16 protein-coding genes are annotated in these 16,658 nt (G+C 62.8%); 14 read left to right on the top strand and 2 right to left on the bottom strand.

The annotated features are described in order from the left end of the window. On the bottom strand, positions 1-1,168 hold a 1,168-nt coding region (locus U0L91_RS05320; protein WP_330045169.1), incomplete at its 3' end, for a glycogen/starch/alpha-glucan phosphorylase. 283 nt (positions 1,169-1,451) lie between these two features. On the opposite strand from U0L91_RS05320, the gene U0L91_RS05315 reads away from it, so the two are divergent. The 10 genes from U0L91_RS05315 (at position 1,452) to U0L91_RS05270 (ending at position 10,993) form a co-directional block, all read left to right on the top strand. Further along, positions 1,452-1,802, top strand: coding sequence for a cell division protein ZapA (locus U0L91_RS05315; RefSeq protein ID WP_330045168.1), 351 nt, complete (start codon positions 1,452-1,454; stop codon positions 1,800-1,802). After that, positions 1,802-3,904 (top strand): peptidase U32 family protein, encoded by a 2,103-nt coding sequence (locus U0L91_RS05310; protein ID WP_330045167.1) that lies wholly within the window; start codon positions 1,802-1,804, stop codon positions 3,902-3,904. Before U0L91_RS05315 ends, U0L91_RS05310 begins: the two co-directional genes overlap by 1 nt. A gap of 39 nt (positions 3,905-3,943) precedes the next feature. Continuing rightward, on the top strand, positions 3,944-4,393 hold the full coding sequence (dut, locus tag U0L91_RS05305; RefSeq protein WP_330045166.1) for a dUTP diphosphatase: 450 nt from the start codon (positions 3,944-3,946) through the stop codon (positions 4,391-4,393). A gap of 60 nt (positions 4,394-4,453) precedes the next feature. Beyond that, a complete protein-coding gene (locus U0L91_RS05300; RefSeq protein WP_330045165.1) occupies positions 4,454-5,014 on the top strand; it encodes a Maf family protein in 561 nt (186 codons plus the stop codon). Between the two features lie 96 nt (positions 5,015-5,110). Continuing rightward, positions 5,111-6,145, top strand: a complete 1,035-nt coding sequence (gene mreB / locus U0L91_RS05295) for a rod shape-determining protein (RefSeq protein ID WP_330045170.1) — start codon at positions 5,111-5,113, stop codon at positions 6,143-6,145. Between the two features lie 150 nt (positions 6,146-6,295). Beyond that, positions 6,296-7,609, top strand: a complete 1,314-nt coding sequence (locus tag U0L91_RS05290) for a circularly permuted type 2 ATP-grasp protein (RefSeq protein ID WP_330045164.1) — start codon at positions 6,296-6,298, stop codon at positions 7,607-7,609. Further along, on the top strand, positions 7,591-8,262 hold the full coding sequence (locus U0L91_RS05285) for an alpha-E domain-containing protein (RefSeq protein ID WP_330045163.1): 672 nt from the start codon (positions 7,591-7,593) through the stop codon (positions 8,260-8,262). Before U0L91_RS05290 ends, U0L91_RS05285 begins: the two co-directional genes overlap by 19 nt. Continuing rightward, a complete protein-coding gene (locus tag U0L91_RS05280; RefSeq protein ID WP_330045162.1) occupies positions 8,259-9,035 on the top strand; it encodes a transglutaminase family protein in 777 nt (258 codons plus the stop codon). The genes U0L91_RS05285 and U0L91_RS05280 overlap by 4 nt, the downstream gene beginning before the upstream one ends. Before the next feature lie 72 nt (positions 9,036-9,107). After that, the gene (locus U0L91_RS05275; protein WP_330045161.1) at positions 9,108-10,052 is read left to right on the top strand and encodes a M14 family metallopeptidase; all 945 of its coding nucleotides are present in this window, start codon (positions 9,108-9,110) and stop codon (positions 10,050-10,052) included. After that, entirely contained in the window at positions 10,049-10,993 is a 945-nt protein-coding gene (locus U0L91_RS05270; protein WP_330045160.1) for a M14 family metallopeptidase, read from the top strand. Before U0L91_RS05275 ends, U0L91_RS05270 begins: the two co-directional genes overlap by 4 nt. Positions 10,994-11,137: 144 nt before the next feature. Here U0L91_RS05270 and dnaK read toward each other — a convergent pair whose 3' ends face one another. After that, the gene (gene dnaK / locus U0L91_RS05265) at positions 11,138-12,934 is read right to left on the bottom strand and encodes a molecular chaperone DnaK (protein ID WP_330045159.1); all 1,797 of its coding nucleotides are present in this window, start codon (positions 12,932-12,934) and stop codon (positions 11,138-11,140) included. A 217-nt stretch (positions 12,935-13,151) separates the two neighbouring features. Between dnaK and U0L91_RS05260 the strand changes: the two genes are divergently transcribed. The 4 genes from U0L91_RS05260 to fsa are packed head-to-tail and all read left to right on the top strand — an operon-like array spanning position 13,152 to position 16,464. Continuing rightward, positions 13,152-13,862: a GntR family transcriptional regulator gene (locus U0L91_RS05260; protein ID WP_330045158.1), complete on the top strand. Its 711-nt coding sequence runs from the start codon at positions 13,152-13,154 to the stop codon at positions 13,860-13,862. Next, on the top strand, positions 13,859-14,446 hold the full coding sequence (gene hisB, locus U0L91_RS05255) for an imidazoleglycerol-phosphate dehydratase HisB (RefSeq protein WP_330045157.1): 588 nt from the start codon (positions 13,859-13,861) through the stop codon (positions 14,444-14,446). Before U0L91_RS05260 ends, hisB begins: the two co-directional genes overlap by 4 nt. A gap of 53 nt (positions 14,447-14,499) precedes the next feature. Beyond that, the gene (gene glyA / locus U0L91_RS05250) at positions 14,500-15,756 is read left to right on the top strand and encodes a serine hydroxymethyltransferase (protein ID WP_330045156.1); all 1,257 of its coding nucleotides are present in this window, start codon (positions 14,500-14,502) and stop codon (positions 15,754-15,756) included. A gap of 48 nt (positions 15,757-15,804) precedes the next feature. Then, positions 15,805-16,464, top strand: coding sequence for a fructose-6-phosphate aldolase (gene fsa, locus U0L91_RS05245; protein ID WP_330045155.1), 660 nt, complete (start codon positions 15,805-15,807; stop codon positions 16,462-16,464). The last annotated feature ends 194 nt before the right edge of the window (positions 16,465-16,658 follow it).

The following is a 16,658-nucleotide window of genomic DNA, read 5'->3' as shown; positions in this document are numbered from 1 at the left end:
GCTCCTCGCGGGCACGGCGGTTCATCTCGACCACGATCTGGTAGATGCGGGGCAGGGTCATCTTGCAGATGTCCACGGTCCACTTCTCCAGAGCCTCGGCCATAACGGTGTGGTTGGTGTAGGCAAAGACCTTCTGGCAGATCTCAAAGGCCTTATCCCAGTCAAAGCCGCACTCGTCCAGCAGGATGCGCATCATCTCGGGGATGGCCAGCGTGGGATGGGTATCGTTGAGCTGGATGGCCACCTTGTCGGGCAGGTTGTCCAGCGTGCCGTACTGGTTCAGGTGGTTGCCCAGGATGTCCGCGATGGAGGCAGCGCTGAAGAAGTACTGCTGACGCAGACGCAGGATCTTGCCCTCGGTATGGTTGTCATTGGGGTAGAGGATCTTGGAAATCAGCTCGGCGGAAGCGCTCTGGCTGATGGCGGTGTTGTAGTTGCCGGCGTTGAAGCTGCTCATATCGAAGCTCGGCGCCTTGGCCTGCCACAGACGCAGCTTGGAAACGCCCTGCGTGCCGTAACCGGCCACATACATATCGTTGGGAACGGCAATCACAGAATTGTAGTTCTCGTACTTGACGTGGTGGAAGCCGCCCTCCCAGGTCTCGATGGCCTGGCCGTCAAAGCGGATTTCCTGCGCCTGGTCGGGGTGGCTCTTGATCCACACCTGACCGCCGGGCAGCCAGTTGTCGGCAGTTTCCTGCTGCCAGCCGTCCACGATCTTCTGCTTGAAAATGCCGTATTCATAGAGGATGGAGTAGCCGGTGCCGGGAATGCAGTCGGTGGCCATGCCATCCAGATAGCAGGCAGCCAGACGGCCCAGGCCGCCGTTGCCGAGTCCCGCATCGGGTTCCTGCTCGTAAATCGTATCAATCTTAACGTCAGCGTCGGCCAGGACTTCCTCGACGACCTCATTGAGGCCCAGGTTGAACAGGCTGGTGCGCAGGCTGCGGCCCATCAGGAACTCCATGCACAGGTAGTACACCTGCTTCTTGCCCTGGCCCAGGGTCTTGGCCTGGAATTCTTTCTGACGGTCCGACATCAGCTGACGGGTAATCATAGCCAGGCAACGGTAAATCTGATCGGCGCTCGCAACATCCAGCGTAACGCCGCATTCGCTGACCACTTTGTCTTTGAGAAGTTTTTCAAATTCTTTTTTGGTATATTTCATCAAAACAAATTCTCCTTACCTCTACGATTTACCCCGGCTGCGACCGGGATACCGAGGCATTTTTACTACTGTTAAAATGACTCACGATAATTATTATAGTAAAAAAGATTTTTGAACGCAAGGGTTTTTGTTTACAATATTGGATTTTCGCATTTTTCCACAAAAGGGGCTTTTTCTTCCGGGCATTTTATACTATAATATAGGTGTCTATATTTGCTCATTACAATTTGCGTTGAACAAATTTCGGTATAATGTAAAACATTGGAAAAGGAGATTAACGATTATGGCAACCAAAGTGCGTCTGACGATCTGTGGCTCCAGCTATGTGATTTCCACCAACGAAAGCGAAGACTATATGCAGAACCTGGCCGAACGGCTGAATCTGGATATGAACGAGCTGATGAGTTCCTCCAACTCGGTGTCCATCACCACCGCCGCCATCATGACGGCGCTGAACTACCGCGATGAGCTGGAAAAGACCAGCGGCAGTGCCGACAACATGCGCCGCCAGATCAAGGATTATCTGGAGGACGCGGCCAGCGCCAAGATGGCGGCGGAAGAGCTGCGCCGTGAAAACGCCAGCCTGCGCAAGAAGGTGGACGAGCTGCGCCGCCGTCTGAACCTGGAGACCTGATGCGCTCGCCGCAAACCAAGACCGGTCCTCTTGAGATTCTGGCCCCCGCCGGCAACGCCGAGATGCTGCGTGCCGCCGTCTTTGCGGGGGCCGACGCGGTCTATCTCGGCCTGGACGGATTCAACGCCCGCCGCAGTGCCGGAAATTTCACACCGCAGGCCCTGCGGGAGGCGGTGTGTTTTTGTCATGCCCGCGGCGTGGCGGTCCATGTCACGCTGAACACCCTGGTCTACGAGCGGGAGCTGGCCGGTCTGGCCGACGCCGTGCGCGCCGTGGCCGAGGCGGGCGCCGACGCGGTGATTGTGGACGATCTGGCCGCGGCGGCTTTGATCCGCCGCATTGCGCCGGAACTGCATCTGCACGCCTCCACCCAGATGAGCATCCACACGCCCCGCGGGGCGGTGCTTCTGGGACAGCTGGGCTATGACCGGGCTATCCTGGCGCGGGAACTGAGCCTCGCGGAGATCCGTGCCATCACGGCGGTGTCCCCGATCCCCTGCGAAGTGTTTGTCCACGGCGCCATGTGCATGTCCATGAGCGGGCAGTGCATGATGAGCGCGTTTCTGGGCGGGCGAAGCGGCAACCGCGGCGCCTGTGCCGGGCCCTGCCGTCTGCCCTTTGACGCAACGCCGGGACTCCGGCCCGGCAAGCCGGGCACGGCCTGCCATCTGAGTCTGAAGGACATGGATCTCGTTCCCCGGCTGCGGGATCTGATGGAGGCCGGCGTGGCCAGCGTCAAGATTGAAGGCCGGCTGCGCACCCCGGAGTATGCCGCCGCAGCCGTGGCGGCCTGCCGCGCCCAGCGGGACGGCGAGTCCTACGATGAAACGCTGCTTCGCGATATTTTTTCGCGTTCGGGATTTTCCGACGCCTACCTCACCGGGCGCCCCGGCGGGCAGATGTTCGGCGTCCGCACCGAGGCGGATGCCGCGGCCACCCGGGCGGCCGCGCCCCGGGCCCGGGAGCTGTTCCGCCGCGAACTGCCCCGCATTGCGGTGGACTTCACGGTTCACTGCGAGCCGGACGGCGTCAAGCTGACGGCCTGCGACCGGGACGGCAACCGCGCCATTGTGTACAGCAAGACGGCCCCCGTTCCCGCCGAGCGGGATCCGTCTGCCGCCATTGAGCGGGCACTGCGCAAGACGGGCGGCACGCCGTTTGCGGCCGGGAATGTCACATTGCCGCCCGACTGCGGCTTCCTGCCGGGCAGCGAATGGAACGAGATGCGCCGTCAGGCACTGGAAACGCTGCTTGCCAAACGCAGTGCGCCCCGGCCCAAGGCGGTGCACCCCTTTGCGCTGCCGCATTATCCCGCCGCTGCGGGTGTGCCGGAGCTGGCTGCACGCTTTGCCGATGCCGGCCAGCTGGAACAGCTGTCCGGTCCGGCACTGGACCGGCTGCGGCTGCTTGTCTTTCCGCTGGAAGAGGCCGACCGGGTTCCCGAGGCGCTGCGTGCCAGAACGCTGCTTGAACTGCCCCGCGCACTGTTCGGCCATACCGAGCAGAAAACGGTGGACCGTCTGGCAGCGGCCGGAACGCTGGGCTTTGCCGGCGTGGTGGCGAACAATCTGGCGGAGCTGGGGTATCCCACCGCGCTGCCGGTATACGGCGGGCTGGGGCTGAATATCACCAACCCCTTTGCCGCCGAGGAATACCGGACCCGGCTGCATCTGCGCGGGATGCTGTGGCAGCCCGAAACGGCGCTGACCGCCATGCGGTCGGTGCCCGCCGGCGAGGACGGAAGCCCGATGCCGACGGCGGCGCTGTGCTACGGGCATCTGCCGCTGATGCTGACCCGCGCCTGCCCGCTGCAGAATGTCCGCAGCTGTGCGGGCTGCAGCGGCGAGGGACGGCTGCGCGACCGCAAGGGGCGGGATTTCCCCGTCCGCTGTTCGGCGCCCGGATTTGCCGGGATGCGCACCGTCTACAACCCGGTACCTCTTTATATGGGAGACCGGCTGCGGGAGATGCCGGTGGACCTCGCCGTGGCTGCCTTTACGATGGAATCGCCCGCCCGTGTGGCGCAGGTCATGGACCTGCTGCTGGAAGGCCGTCCCTTTGATGCGGAGTTCACCCGCGGGTTATACTATACCAACAACTGAACGGCCGGCCCCGCCGGTCCCTCACAAGAAGGATCTGTTATGCAGGAAAAAATCATCCGATATACCAAGCTCTCTCCCCTGGCCCGGGTGCCCGCCTACGCCACACCGGGCGCGGCGGCCGCGGACCTGTGTGCGGCGCTTGAAGCGCCGCTGACCGTTGAGCCGATGCAGCGGATGCTGGTCCCCACCGGGCTGGCCATCGAACTGCCCGGGGCGGACTGTGTGGCGCTGGTCTATGCGCGCAGCGGGCTTTCCATCCGCAACGGTCTGTGCATGGCCAACGGCGTCGGCGTCGTGGACAGCGATTACCGCGGCGAGCTTAAGGTTCCGGTCATCAATCTGGGGGCGGAGCCCTACACCATCCAGCCCGGCGAACGCATTGCCCAGCTCTGCCTGGCGCCCGTCTGGCAGGCGGCCTTTGTCGAGGCGGATGCCCTGCAGCAGACCCGGCGCGGCGAGGGCGGTTTCGGCTCCACCGGAAAGCAGTGACGCCGTTCGGCATCTTTCGCCCCCGCAGGGCCGTATAATCTTCACGAAAGGAAGCATCTCATGTCCCTGATTCTTGCCTCCGGCAGCCCGCGCCGCCGGGAATTGATGGCTCTGATCACACGCGATTACCGCGTGGTCGCCAGCGATGTGGATGAAAGCCGCATCCGGGCGGATTCCCCCGCCCATCTGGCACAGGCACTGGCCACCGCCAAGGCCCGCGCCGTGGCACAGGAATATCCCGACGACGTGGTGATCGGCTGCGACACCGTCGTGGACTGCGACGGCGAGGTGTTCGGAAAGCCCCGCGACGAGGAGGACGCACTGCGGATGCTGCGGGCGCTGTCCGGCCGGACCCACCGGGTCCACACCGGCATCTGCGTCTGCCGCGGCACCGAGGCCGCCGCGACGGTGGAGACCACCGCCGTACAGTTTGCCGCCATTCCCGAGGACGAACTGCTGGCCTATGTGCGGACCCCCGAACCTTACGACAAGGCGGGTGCCTACGCCATTCAGGGCCGCGCAGCGGTCTGGTGTTCCGGCATTGCGGGATGCTATTACAACATTATGGGTCTGCCCGTGCATCGTCTTGCACAGCTGCTCCGCCAGTTCGGCGCGCTGTGACGGATTTTCCTTTGCGCGGCAGCCGTACAAAGGAGAAGACATTCGATGGCAAAACAACAGACTTGGTTCCAGCACATGATTGAGGTACTGCGCAATATGTTCACAAAAGACATCGGCATCGACCTGGGCACCGCCAACACTCTGGTCTACATGAAGGGCCGCGGCATCATCATCCGCGAGCCCAGCGTTGTGGCGGTGGATGCCCGCAGCGACGAACTGCGCGTGCGCTGTGTCGGCCATGAGGCAAAAGCCATCATCGGCGCGGCGCCGAATTCCATCCTGGCCGTGCGGCCGCTCAAGGACGGCGTGATTGCCGACTTTGACATCACCGCCGCGATGCTGCAGAGCTTTATCCGGCAGGCGTGCGGCAATCACCTGTTCCTGCGTCCGCGGGTCGTGATCTGCGTGCCTTCCGGCGTGACCGAGGTGGAGCGCCGTGCCGTACGGCAGGCCGCCGCCAAGGCCGGGGCCCGTCAGGTCACGGTGATCGAGGAGCCCATGGCTGCCGCCATCGGGGCGGGTCTGCCCACCTCCGAGCCGGTCGGCAGCATGATCGTCGATATTGGCGGCGGCACCGCCGAGGTGGCGGTGATCAGCCTGTCCGGCATTGTGGCGTCGCGCAGTGTGCGCTGTGCCGGCGATGCGCTGGACCAGAGCATCATCAGCTTCATCAAGCGCAAGTACAATCTGCTGGTGGGCGAACGCACCGCCGAGCAGATCAAGCTGGAAATCGGGTCCGCCTGCCCGCCCGAACCGGACGACGAGCACGGCGAGACCACAATGGAGATCAAGGGCCGCAACCTGGTGGACGGCCTGCCCAAGGACATCCTGATCCGCAGCGAGGAAGTGCGCGAGGCGATGAGCGAGAGTCTGCTGCGCATTGTGGAGGCCATCAAGGACACGCTGGAATGCACACCGCCCGAGCTGTCCAGCGACATCATTGACCGCGGCATCGTGCTTTCGGGCGGCGGTGCGCTGCTCAAGGGACTGGATCGTCTGATCCAGAACGAGACCGGCATTGAAGTGCACATCGCCGAGGCGCCGCTGGACTGCGTGGCGCTGGGCGCCGGCGCGGTGCTGGATCATCCCGAGCTGGCCGGAACCCGCCGCGAGGAGCCCAGTTATCTGTAACCGCATGTGGGGCCAAAGAGCGTTCTTCGGTGTTTTCTCTTGACAAACGTCCCCGGTACTTTTATACTAGAAAACAGTAAAGCATGGCATTGGCGCCAGGAAAGCGCCGATGCCATGCTTTTTTCTTTATGGTGAGGAGGACAAACATTCATGGATGATCTGATCCGACATGAACAGCAAATCAACCAGCAGCTGGCACGGTACGGCGTGAAGTTCGGCATCTACAAGAATGGAGAGTTCCACGAACGGCTATTCCCTTTTGACCCCATTCCCCGCACGATTGATGCGGAGGAATGGGATCGTCTGCAAAAGGGACTGATCCAGCGGGTACAGGCGCTGAATTGTTTTTTGCGGGACATTTACAGCGAAAAGCGCATCCTGGCCGACGGCATTGTACCGGAAGACTTTGTCTACCGGTCTCCGGGATACCTGCCCCAGTGCGAGGGCATCGTGCCCCCGAAAGGCGTATACAGCCATATTTCCGGCATTGATCTGGTCAAGGGCAAGGACGGCGTGTGGTATGTGCTGGAGGACAACCTGCGGATTCCGTCCGGGGCTTCCTATCCGCTCATTGCCCGGGAACTGTGCCGGCGGTGCAGCCCCGAAACCTTTCATCGCCGGCATGTGGTGGACAACCGCCATTACGGCGAACTGCTCCGCCAGACGATGGACAGCGTGAACACCGGCGGCATCAATGTGGTCTTCACCCCCGGGCGGTACAACGCCGCTTACTTTGAGCACTCCTACCTGGCCGAAAAGACCGGGGCCGTCCTGGCGGAGGCCGGAGATCTCTGCGTGCACGACAGCACGCTGTATTACCGGTCCGTCCACGGCGAGGAAAAGGTCGGCGCCATCTACCGCCGGGTCTCGGATGAATACATGGACCCGCTGTGTTTTGAGCCGAGTTCCCTGATCGGGATTCCCAATCTGATGACAGCCTACCGGGCCGGCAATGTGGCGGTGCTGAACGCCTTCGGCAACGGTGTGGCGGACGACAAGGGAATTTATTATTTTGTTCCCAAGATGATCCGGTATTATCTGCAGGAGGAACCCATCCTGTGCAACGCGCCCACCTACCTTCCCCTCGACGAGAAGGACCGGGCCTACATTCTGGAGCATCTGGACACGCTGGTCGTCAAGGATGTGGCCGAGGCCGGCGGGTACGGCGTGGTGTTCGGCAGCAAGCTGACCGCCGAGCAGCTGGCCAGTCTGCGGGACACGATTCTCGCCCAGCCGCGCCGGTTCATCGCCCAGGAGGTCATTGATTTTCAGGACCTGCCCATCATGGACGGGGGCAAGGAAGTGGAGCGCAAGGCGGATCTGCGGGCCTTTGTGCTCTCCGGAGCGGACAAAACGGTGGCCTGGCCCAGCGGCCTGACCCGGTTTTCCCGCAATCCGGACAGCTTTATCGTCAATTCGTCGCAGGGAGGAGGATTCAAGGACACATGGGTACTGTCACATTGAGCAAACAAAACCGGCTGTTCTGGCTGGGGCGGTATTCCGAACGGGTACACGCCACCATCCGGATCATGATCGGGGAGCTGGACAAGCTGATCGACGATCAGCCCATCGATTATCCGTCCTTCTGCAGCCGGCTGGGCATTCCCTGCCCTTATACCGACGCGCGGGATTTCTGCCGCCGGTATCTGTTCGACGCCGATTCGCCGAACTCGGTCCGCTCCTGTGTGGACGCCATGCTGGGAAACGGCATCGTGCTGCGGGAGACACTCTCCTCCCCCACGCTCGCCTATCTGCAGATGGCGCAGTCCGCCATGGAGCTGGCCGCGGGCAGCGAGTCGCCGGCGGTGGCGCTGCAGTGGGTGCTGGATGACATCATGGCATTCCGGGGCAGTTTTGACGATTCGGTGGACAACGAGGAGGCCCGCAACATCACCAAGGCGGGCGGTCTGGTGGAGCGGCTGAGCCTGATGCTCCGGCTGGACTGGCAGTCCGAGCGGACCGGCCGGGAATTGCAGAAGCTGCTGAACCGGCTGTACAAAACCGACCTGAAGCCCCAGCCGCAGGCAATGGCGGTCCTTGAGCGGTGTGCGCTGGAGGAGGCATCGGTCCCCCGCAACGAGCTGCTTTCCGCCGTCGAAGGGCTGTTTGTTCTATGAGCCTTCTGCTACATTTTGCATACGACATTCTGCTGGAATTCAGCGAGCCGGTGCGGCAGCACAGTTTTGTGCTGCGATGCCTGCCGCCCGATCTGCCCGAACAGCAGATCCTGGATGTCTCTCTGGTGCTGGACCCGCCGGTTCCGGTGACGGTCCAGCGGGACGGATTCGGCAATCTGCTGCAGTCCGGCCGCATCGAGGAGCCGCACGACCATTTCCGGTACACCGTGCGCGGCACCGCCCGCCGGGATGACGCCCGGCGCGGTCCGGCGTACTGTCACCCGGTATTCCGGCTGGCCTCCGCCTACACGGGTCTGAGTCCCGGGATGGAAGCCTGGCTGGACGGGCTTGCGCTGCCGGACGCCCCGCGGGAGAAAGCCTGGGCGCTGGCACAGGCGGTACATGACCGGCTGGCCTATGTTCCCGGCTCCACCGGCGTAGCCACCACCGCCGCCCAGGCATTTGCCGCCGGGCAGGGGGTGTGCCAGGATTTTGCCCATATTTATCTGGCACTGGCCCGCCGCTGCGGGCTCGCTGCCCAGTATGCCAACGGACTGCCTGAGGGCCAGGGTGCCAGCCACGCCTGGTGCAGGGTCTGGCTGGACGGGCAGTGGGTGGGGCTTGATCCCACCCGGCTGCAATGGACCGATGAAACCTATCTGCGGTTTGGCATCGGCCGGGATTTCGCGGACTGTCCGATGGAACGAGGGGTGTTTGTGGGCAGTGCCGATCAGCAGCAGACCGTCTTTATGCGTGTCTCGGCACAGCAGTGAGACTGTGCATCAAATTTCGCAACGGCGCGAGAAACGTCCTTCCCGGCCGTGTGCAGAAAGGACGTTTTTGTTATGATACAGGAAGTGGTTCGTCTGCCGCTGGCGGTGGACGAGGAGCTGACAATTCGCAAGAACCGGCTGGGCAGCGGCGGCAAGCGGCTGTGTGTTGTGACCGGAACCCACGGTGACGAGCTGGAGGGCCAGTATGTGGTCTGGCGTCTGAACCGGCTGCTGCAGGAGCATCCCGAATTTCTCTGCGGGACGGTGGAGCTGTACCCGGCGATGAACCCGCTGGGCATCAGCACCATGACGCGCGGCATCCCGCTGTGCGATCTGGATATGAACCGGACCTTCCCCGGGAGCGAGGACGGGTCGATGTCGGAGTACATTGCCGCCCGGCTGGTGGCGGACCTGAAAGGGGCCGATGCCGTCATTGACATCCATGCCAGCAACATCTATCTGCGGGAGATTCCCCAGGTGCGCATCAACGTCAACACGGCGGCCCGGCTGGTGCCCATGGCCCGCCGGCTGAACATGGATTTCATCTGGGTTCATGCGGCCGCCACGGTGCTGGAATCCACGCTGGCGTACAGTCTGAATGCGCTGGACACCCCGACGCTTGTTGTCGAGATGGGCGTCGGCAACCGGCTGACACGGGCGTACGGCGACCAGCTGCTGGAGGGGATTCTCAGCCTGATGGCCTCGATGGGGATGTGGACGGGGCCGGTACAGCCGGTCCGGGAGCCCATCGTCAGCACCGACCATCATGTTTCCTTCGTCAATTCCCCCTGTCCGGGCATCTTCATCCCCGCGGCGGAACACACCTCCCACGTCACCCGGGGCCAGCGTCTGGGCATTGTGGCAGATCCCCTGACCGGCGAAGTGCTGCAGACCCTGCCCTGCCCGGCAGATGGGCTGCTGTTCACGCTGCGGGAATATCCGGTCGTCTATGAAGGCTCGCTGATTGCCCGTATTCTGGACAAGAACGGCAGTGGGAAGGAGGAAGCGGCATCATGAAAGAGGAAGTTCTGTTCACCATTGACACGCCGTACCGTCCTGCGCTGCAGGTACGGGCCTGGCGGTTCGGGGACCCCGGGCAGAAAAGCCTGGCCGTGATGGGTTCGCTGCGCGGCAACGAAATCCAGCAGATGTACATCTGCGGGCAGCTGATCCAGGCGCTGAAGGCCGCCGAGTCCTCGCATCAGCTTTCGCCGGAGTGCGGGATTCTGGTCATTCCCTGCGCGAACCAGTTTTCGATGAATGTCGGGCGCCGGTTCTGGGCAGCCGACAACACAGACATCAACCGGATGTTCCCCGGCTACGACCAGGGCGAAACCACCCAGCGCATTGCGGCGGACATCTTCCAGGCGCTGCAGGGGTACACCTACGGCGTGCATCTGACCAGTTTTTATCTGCCCGGCGACCATCTGCCGCATGTCCGGATGATGGACACCGGGTACCAGCACATCGAGGAGGCGGCCGCCTTCGGTCTGCCCTACATTGTGCTGCGCACGCCCCGGGCCTACGATACCACGACGCTGAATTACAACTGGCAGATCTGGAACACCCAGGCCTTTTCGCTGTACAGCACCTCCACCGACTGCATTGATGAGGATGCGGCCCGGCTGGCGGTGGGGTCCATCCTGCGGTTCCTGGCCGTCAAGGGGCTGCTGCACCGGCAGTATTTTCCGGCGGCCGGGGAGCCCCGGATTCTGCGGGAAAGCACCCTGCACAACATTCTGTCCCATGCGGGCGGGCTGATGCTCTGCCGCCGCCATCCCGGCGATGCGGTGGAGAAGGAGGAGCTGCTGGGCGAGATTCTCAACCCCTGCACCGGGCAGGTGCTGGAATCGCTGCGCTCGGATTGCCGCGGCCGGGTCTTTTTCTGCCGCCGCTCCCAGCTCGTCAACGGGCATGAGGTGGCGTTCCGGATTCTGCCCGCCTCCGATTTCCAATAACGAAAAACGGCAGACAGGAAATTCCTGTCTGCCGTTTTGTCTGTCGCTGCCCGGGCAGAACAAAAGCCGGATGCCGAAGCATCCGGCTTTTGCGCAATCCGACGGGCTGCGGCGCCTATACCTTCGCGGCAGTCCGGCGGAGGGCTATTTCCTGTCGGGGCGGGCCGCCTCGGCGGCTTCCCACCGGGCAACCAGCGTGGCGGAAACCGATTCCAGTTCCTCGCGTGCCTGGTTCAGCGAGCGGGTATCCTCCGGCGTCATCTTCTCGGGTTTCTTGTGCCGGGTCAGACGCTCCAGATTCTTTTCCGCCTCCTTGATCCGGTTGCGGTTTTCCTTGTCCAGCGCCTTGCCGTCCTTGCTGCCCAGCGCCGAGTTGGCGCGGTAGATCGCGGCTTCGGCGGCATTGAGCGCCTCGGCGGCAGCGCGGTGTTCCTTGTCCTGGCTGGCATATTTGGCGGCGTCATCCATGGCACGGCGGATCTCCGCCTCGCTGAGGTTGGAGGAGCCCGTGATGGTGATGCTCTGTTCCTTGCCGGTGCCCATATCCTTGGCGCTGACCGTCACGATGCCGTTGGCATCAATATCAAAGGTGACCTCGATCTGCGGCACGCCGGCCCAGGCCCGCTTGATGCCGCGCAGCGTAAAGTTGCCGATCAGCTTGTTGTCCCGCGCAAATTCCCGTTCGCCCTGGAGGACCTTGATCTCCACGGTGGACTGGAACGGGGCCGCCGTCGTGAAGATCTTGGAAAACCGGGTGGGGATGGTGGAGTTGCGCTCGATCAGATGGGTGGCGACGCCGCCCACCGTCTCGATGGAAAGGGTCAGCGGCGTGACATCCATCAGCAGCAGGTCCTGCCCGCCGGCGGCAAGGCTCTCGCCGCCCAGACGGCCGCCCTGCACCGCGGCGCCCAGCGCCACGCACTCGTCGGGGTTGAGGCTCTTGGACGGTTCGAGGTCAATCATCCGCATGACCTTGGCCTGCACGGCGGGAATGCGGGTGGAACCGCCCACCAGCAGCACCTGGTCCAGGTCGTTGGCCGCCAGGCCCGCGTCCTGCAGGGCGTTGCGGACCGGCAGGGCCGTGCGCTCCACCAGGTCGGCGGTCAGCTCGTCAAATTTGGCACGGGTCAGCTCGGCATGCAGATGCAGCGGCCCGCCGGGTCCCGTTGTGATGAAAGGCAGATTGATCTCGGTGCGGGTGGCGGAGGAGAGCTCCTTCTTGGCTTTCTCCGCTTCCTCCCGGACCCGCTGCATCGCCACGACATCCCGGGTGAGGTCCACCTGATGCTCGGCCCGGAAATTGCTGACCAGCCAGTCGGCAACCCGTGCATCGAAATCGTCCCCGCCCAGATGGTTGTCGCCGCAGGTTGCCAGCACCTGCACAATGCCGTCTCCGATCTGGATCAGCGAAACGTCAAAGGTTCCGCCGCCCAGGTCATAGACCATGACCTTCTGGGTCTTGCCGTTGTCCAGGCCGTAAGCCAGGGCCGCGGCTGTGGGTTCGTTGATGATGCGGCGCACTTCCAGCCCGGCAATGCGCCCGGCATCCTTGGTGGCCTGGCGCTGGGCATCATTGAAGTAGGCCGGCACCGTGATGACCGCCTGGGTGACAGGTTCCCCAAGATAGGCCTCGGCGTCCGCCTTGAGTTTTTGCAGGATCATCGCGCTGATCTCCTGCGGGGAGAAGCTCTTGCAGTCGATGGGGATGCGCTCGTTGCTGCCCATCCGGCGCTTGATGCTCGCGACGGTGCGCGGCGCATTGGTGACCGCCTGCCGTTTGGCCGGGTCCCCCACCAGGCGTTCCCCGCTTTTGGTAAACGCAACCACCGACGGGGTTGTGCGCTGGCCTTCGGCATTCGGGATCACCACCGGGCGTCCCCCTTCCACCACGGCCACGCAGCTGTTGGTGGTACCCAAATCGATTCCAATTATTTTACCCATGTTCTTGTTTGGTCCTTTCGCAACACAGGGAAACCGCTTTGCGGTTGTTTACAATTATTTTAGCGCGGACCGTGCCGCAATGTGTTGCAAATTCGTAAACTCTTCCCAACAAAATGTACCAAAGATTTTCCTGTACCGTTGACGGAAACCACCAAGGGTGGTATAGTCTTTAGTAAGTTAAAGAGCACCGTCCGGCGGTGGGAGGGGAACGTTGGGAATGCAGTCCTGGTCCAGTCACGCAATCTACGAAACACTCTACAGTCAGATTATGTCGCTGGAGATCAAACCCGGCGCCACGATGCGGGAGAATGCCCTGTGCGAGCAGTTCGGCGTCTCCCGCACGCCGATCCGCAGCGTGCTGCAGGAACTGCGCATTGCCGGCCTGATCGAGGTAACGCCCTACAAATCCACCCGTGTGACCCGGCTGGATTTCGACACGATCAGCCAGCAGATTTATCTGCGCTGTGCCGTCGAGACTGCGGTGCTGCTGGATTACTGCAAGGTCTGCACGCCCGAGCGGATGGCGCAGCTGCGTAACCGCAACGAGGCGCTGCGGCGTCTGGCCGCACAGCCCGCACCGGACCCCAACGCCTTCTATGATCTGGACAGCCGCCTGCACGAGAGCTGGTTTCTGGCCACCCGCAAGGATCAGCTGTGGCAGCTCATCCAGACCGCCCAGAACAGCTATTCCCGCTTCCGGATGCTGGACCTTGTGGAGGCCGGCAACTACACCCAGATCGTGGCCGAGCACGATGTGCTGCTGGATGCCATCCAGCGCTGTGACCGCGAGGCCATCCGCCGCGAATGTTTCCGTCACCTGTACGGCGGCGTGAACCGCCTGGGGGAGGAGCTTTCCACCAAATATGCCGATTACTTTGTGCCGGGCACCCACTGGCCGGCACCGTTGGAACAGGAGGCCAAATCATGAGCCGTACAGCCACCGTGACCCGCCGCACGCGGGAAACCGACATCACCGTGACCATCGATCTCGACGGGACCGGGCACGCCGATCTGGATACCGGGATCGGCTTTTTTGACCATATGCTGGACGGCTTTGCCCGCCACGGGCTGTTTGATCTGACCGTCCGCTGCCGGGGAGACCTGCAGGTGGACGACCATCACACCATCGAGGACTGCGGCATCGTGCTGGGCACCGCCATCCGGCAGGCGCTGGGCGACAAGGCCGGCATCGCACGGTATGGCAGCTGTCTGCTGCCGATGGATGAGACACTGGCCCTCTGTGCGGTGGACCTGGGCGGGCGGCCTTACCTTGTCTATGACGCGGCGTTTGCCGGGCAGCGCTGCGGCGGCATGGACGTTCAGATGGCCCGGGAGTTTTTCTATGCCGTATCGTACAGTGCCATGATGAACCTGCATCTGCGCATCCTGTACGGCGAGAACGATCATCACAAGCTCGAGGCCATGTTCAAGGCATTCGCCAAGGCGCTGGACGCTGCGGTGCGCAGGGACCCCCGCATCGAGGGAGTGCTTTCCACCAAGGGCAGCATCTGAATTCGGTTTCCGGGGCATCGTCCCCGAGACAATCATAGAGAGGAGCAGACAGTATGTACAAGGATATGTTGGACACCATCGGATTTGTGGCGGACCGTGACCCCGAACTGGGCGCGGCCATGAACCGCGAGCTGCAGCGGCAGCGCGCAAACATCGAACTCATCGCGAGTGAGAACATTGTCTCCCCTGCCGTCATGGCCGCCATGGGCAGTGTTCTGACCAACAAGTATGCCGAAGGGTATCCCGGCCACCGCTATTACGGCGGCTGCCAGTTCGTGGACGAGGTCGAACAGATCGCCATTGACCGCGCCTGCCGGCTGTTCGGCGCCAAATACGCCAATGTGCAGCCCCATTCCGGCGCACAGGCCAACCTGGCCGTCTACTTTGCCCTGCTGGATCTGGGCGATACTGTCATGGGCATGGACCTGTCCCAGGGCGGACATCTGACCCACGGTTCCCCCGCCAACATGAGCGGCCGGAACTACCACTTTGTCTCCTACGGTGTTTCGGCGGAGGACGGCCGCATCGACTACGATGCCCTGGCCAAGCAGGTGGCCAAGGTCCGGCCCAAGCTGCTGGTTGCGGGAGCTTCGGCCTATCCGCGTGCCATCGACTTTGAAAAGCTCGCCGAGATCGCCCACGGCTACGGCGCCATGCTGATGGTGGATATGGCCCACATCGCCGGCCTGGTGGCGGGCGGCGTCCATCAGAACCCCGTCCCCTACGCCGATGTCGTGACCACCACCACCCACAAGACGCTGCGCGGTCCGCGCGGCGGCCTGATCCTGACCAACAACGCCTATCTGATCAAGCGCATCAATTCGGCAATCTTCCCCGGCACCCAGGGCGGCCCGCTGGAGCATGTCATTGCCGGCAAAGCGGTCTGCTTCGGGGAGGCTCTCAAGCCGGAATTCCGTACCTATGCGCGCGCCATTGTCGAGAACGCCGCCGCCATGGCCGAGGAACTGACGGCCCGCGGGGTGCGGCTGGTTTCGGGCGGCACCGACAACCATCTGATCCTGGTGGACCTGACCGACGAGAATGTGACCGGCAAGGAGCTGGAGCACAATCTCGATGAGGTCCACATCACCGCCAACAAGAACACCGTCCCCGGGGAGAAGCGCAGCCCCTTCGTGACCAGCGGCGTGCGGCTCGGCACGCCGGCCGTGACGACCCGCGGCATGGGCACCGCCGAGATGAAAGTCATCGCCGACTGCATTGCGGACTGCCTGTTTGACTTTGAAGGCAAGAAGGACCAGGTCGCCGCAAAGGTGGCTGATCTGACCGCACGTTTCCCGCTGTACGAATAAACAGGCGCCGCAGAGGAATCCGGGACGCCCGGAAGGAGCAGATTTGATATGAAGTTCTTTATTGACACGGCCAATGTGGAGGAGATCCGCAAAGCCAACGAGATGGGCGTCATTGCCGGCGTCACCACCAATCCCAGCCTGATTGCCAAGGAGGGCCGCGACTACGCCGAGACCCTGGCCGAGATCGCCACCATCGTGGACGGACCGATTTCCGGCGAGGTCAAGGCCACCACGACGGACGCCGAGGGAATGATCCGGGAGGGCGAGGCCATCTATGCCCTGGACCCCAAGCACATGGTGGTCAAGATTCCGATGACCGCCGAGGGCCTCAAGGCCATCAAGGCGCTCTCCGCCAAGGGAATTCCGACCAACTGCACGCTGATCTTCACGGCCAACCAGGCACTGCTGGCGGCCCGGGCCGGCGCCGCCTATGTCAGCCCCTTCCTGGGACGTCTGGACGACATCAGCACCCACGGCATCCAGCTGATCGAGAACATCCGCGACATTTTCCTGAACTATCCCGATCTCAAGACCGAGATCATTGCGGCCAGCGTGCGCAATCCCATCCATGTGACGGACTGCGCCCTGGCCGGGGCCGACATCGCCACGGTGCCCTACAAGGTCATTGAACAGATGATTCATCATCCGCTGACCGATGCGGGCATCGAGAAGTTCAAGCAGGATTATCTCAAGGTGTTCGGCGAATAACAACGCGCCGAATGTTCGGGAACTCCGCAGGGGCGGGGACCGCAGAAGGAACCGGGCCGGCTCTGGCCGTCCGGGGGTTCCGGCGGTCCGCGTCCGGGCGGGGTTCTTTTTCTGTCGAAAAAAGCGGAGAAAAAACTGCGCAACCCTATGGCCTTTTCGGCATAAATATGGTATCATATCATGATGTAGTGTTG

The sequence above is a fragment of the Gemmiger sp. genome, assembly GCF_036306485.1.
GTDB lineage: Bacteria > Bacillota > Clostridia > Oscillospirales > Ruminococcaceae > Gemmiger.
The sequence above is the reverse complement of the archived record's forward strand: the minus strand, read 5'-3'. Positions and strand labels throughout refer to the sequence as shown.

Excerpts from the sequence above, each read along its gene's own strand:
- U0L91_RS05315 (WP_330045168.1), top strand. The coding sequence starts at position 1,452 with ATGGCAACCAAAGTGCGTCTGACGATCTGTGGCTCCAGCTATGTGATT.
- U0L91_RS05310 (WP_330045167.1), top strand. The coding sequence starts at position 1,802 with ATGCGCTCGCCGCAAACCAAGACCGGTCCTCTTGAGATTCTGGCCCCC.
- dut (WP_330045166.1), top strand. The coding sequence starts at position 3,944 with ATGCAGGAAAAAATCATCCGATATACCAAGCTCTCTCCCCTGGCCCGG.
- U0L91_RS05300 (WP_330045165.1), top strand. The coding sequence starts at position 4,454 with ATGTCCCTGATTCTTGCCTCCGGCAGCCCGCGCCGCCGGGAATTGATG.
- mreB (WP_330045170.1), top strand. The coding sequence starts at position 5,111 with ATGTTCACAAAAGACATCGGCATCGACCTGGGCACCGCCAACACTCTG.
- U0L91_RS05290 (WP_330045164.1), top strand. The coding sequence starts at position 6,296 with ATGGATGATCTGATCCGACATGAACAGCAAATCAACCAGCAGCTGGCA.
- U0L91_RS05285 (WP_330045163.1), top strand. The coding sequence starts at position 7,591 with ATGGGTACTGTCACATTGAGCAAACAAAACCGGCTGTTCTGGCTGGGG.
- U0L91_RS05280 (WP_330045162.1), top strand. The coding sequence starts at position 8,259 with ATGAGCCTTCTGCTACATTTTGCATACGACATTCTGCTGGAATTCAGC.
- U0L91_RS05275 (WP_330045161.1), top strand. The coding sequence starts at position 9,108 with ATGATACAGGAAGTGGTTCGTCTGCCGCTGGCGGTGGACGAGGAGCTG.
- U0L91_RS05270 (WP_330045160.1), top strand. The coding sequence starts at position 10,049 with ATGAAAGAGGAAGTTCTGTTCACCATTGACACGCCGTACCGTCCTGCG.
- dnaK (WP_330045159.1), bottom strand. The coding sequence starts at position 12,934 with ATGGGTAAAATAATTGGAATCGATTTGGGTACCACCAACAGCTGCGTG.
- U0L91_RS05260 (WP_330045158.1), top strand. The coding sequence starts at position 13,152 with ATGCAGTCCTGGTCCAGTCACGCAATCTACGAAACACTCTACAGTCAG.
- hisB (WP_330045157.1), top strand. The coding sequence starts at position 13,859 with ATGAGCCGTACAGCCACCGTGACCCGCCGCACGCGGGAAACCGACATC.
- glyA (WP_330045156.1), top strand. The coding sequence starts at position 14,500 with ATGTACAAGGATATGTTGGACACCATCGGATTTGTGGCGGACCGTGAC.
- fsa (WP_330045155.1), top strand. The coding sequence starts at position 15,805 with ATGAAGTTCTTTATTGACACGGCCAATGTGGAGGAGATCCGCAAAGCC.